1 pseudogene is annotated in these 2,067 nt (G+C 70.6%); it reads left to right on the top strand.

Features of this window, described 5'->3' with window-relative positions:
- Positions 1 to 1,637: 1,637 nt before the first annotated feature.
- Positions 1,638 to 2,067, top strand: a pseudogene (locus tag C470_RS00455) (hypothetical protein); the annotation flags it as partial.

Genomic DNA, 2,067 nt, shown 5'->3' with positions numbered 1-2,067 from the left:
CCTCCTCGTCGGATCGTACATCCACGCTCACGTGGCGAGCGTCCGCACGCAGTTCACCCGCTCGCCCGACGGGAGCGTCGACACGTCGCCGCGGGCCGTCGTCCTCGACGAGTTCCCCGGTGAGGCGTTCGTCTCGGAGTTCGGGGAGAACGCGGAGGACTTCGCTACGTGGCTCGCTGGCTGTCTCCGCTGTGACGTGGAGGACCGTCGGGACATGCTGGAGGCGGACCTCGGGGACGACGAGNAGGACTTCGCTACGTGGCTCGCTGGCTGTCTCCGCTGTGACGTGGAGGACCGTCGGGACATGCTGGAGGCGGACCTCGGGGACGACGAGTGGGTTCGCGGGTGGCTCGACGGGAGTTCCGCTGACGCCGACCCGAACGTCGATGAGGCGATCTCCTCGCTTGGCCGGACGCGAGAACTCCTCGACGCCCGCGACGGCGCCGATGAGCTCCTCGACGTCGTCGACCGCCGGACCCTGGAGAAGCTCGACCTCCGCGAGGTCCTGGAGGACGTCGCCGAGGGTCGCGGCGACCCAGTCGAAGCGTACAGCCGCCTCGTCGCCGCGGTCGGCGCTGTCGACATCGACCAGCCCGGTTCAGGTCTCACCAACTGGGCCGACGACGTCGTCGTCGAGCCCCTGGAGGCCGCGACCGTCGCCGGTACGAGCTCGCCAACTGTCGACGACCCCGACGTCGACGATCTTCCCGTCTCGGGAGACCTCCGCGACCTCGTCGAGGACGCTGTCGACGCCGCGAGCGACCGGGTAGACGGTGCGAGAGGCCTCCTCGACGCCGCCGTCACAGCTCTCCGGGGCGGTGGAGAGGGCTGTCGCCGGCTTGCCGCCTGGGCCGACGACGGCTACTCCCACCCCGACGCCTACCACATCCTCGCGAACATCGTCGAGGCGGAGCCGACGCGTATCAGCACCTCCAGCTGGGCGTTCGACCCTGAGGCAACCGACGGGACCGTCGTCGACGTCGCCGATACCGGTGAGCGCGCGGTGACCGTCCTCGACCGGAACAGCCACGGCGCGCGGCTCCATACGCCGCCCGCTCGGACCGACGCCGCCGGCGACGACGTTCCGCTCGTCGGGCTCGACGCGACCGGCAGGGGCCCGCTGTGGTCCGTCGCGCTGGGAGAGGAGGTCGTCGTCGACGACATCCACGACACTCCTCGCGAACGCGCTCGGTTCTTGGAGAACGCGCTCGACCTCCGCGTCCTCCAGGCCGCCGACCAGCCGCGCGCGTACTCCGGGGACCCCACCTCGAAGGACACCGACGGGGACGTCGCCCTCCTGGAGACGATCGCCGAGGAGNCCCCGACAGCGGGGCGAGGAGGCTGTCGAAGTCGGTCGCCCGGCCACTATCACGACGAAGAGCGTCCGTGAGGTCCTCGAAGGCGACGCACGCCTCGACGACGTCGTAGCGGAGTGGGACCACTACGGGAACGTCACCGGGTCGAACGACCTCGGCGCACACCGCCTCGCGGCCGTCCTCGGCTCCCAGCACTACGGCGACGACGCGATCGAACGGTTCTGTGCGCTCGCCGGCGAGGAGGTCGACACCGAGCGCAACGGGGCCTGGGGCTCCGAGCTCGACTACGGGAGCGACCTCGCGAACAGCTACCTGAAGCACATGAGAGAGGACCAGACGACGCAGGCGATCCTCCGCTTCGCGCGCGGCGACAGCGGGGCGACCGTCGTCGCGAGGACCTCCGCGCTGCGGGACGATCTCCCCGTCGTCGGTCGCGGCCAGGTCGTCGAGCCCTGGAGCCCGACAGCGACGAAGGTCGCCCAGCGGTACCGGCGCCTCGGCGGCGAGTTCACGCTCTCCGATGTCGCCGACGCCGTCGACGTCGGGAAGCGCCAGGTTCGCCGCGTCCTTCGCGAGCTCGTCGAGGCCGGCTACCTCCGCCGTATCGGAGGCGGCGACGGCCTCGCCAACGTCTACGAGGCCGCCGACGTTCCTGGAGCCGGTGAGGTTGAACTTCCCGAGCGCGACGACGCTGTCGCCGCCGAACCCGGTCGCACCGCGTCTAACCAATACTATACATGGAATGTCCGGG

The sequence above is a fragment of the Halorubrum distributum JCM 13561 genome (assembly GCF_000337395.1).
Lineage (GTDB): Archaea > Halobacteriota > Halobacteria > Halobacteriales > Haloferacaceae > Halorubrum > Halorubrum distributum.
The sequence above is the reverse complement of the archived record's forward strand: the minus strand, read 5'-3'. Positions and strand labels throughout refer to the sequence as shown.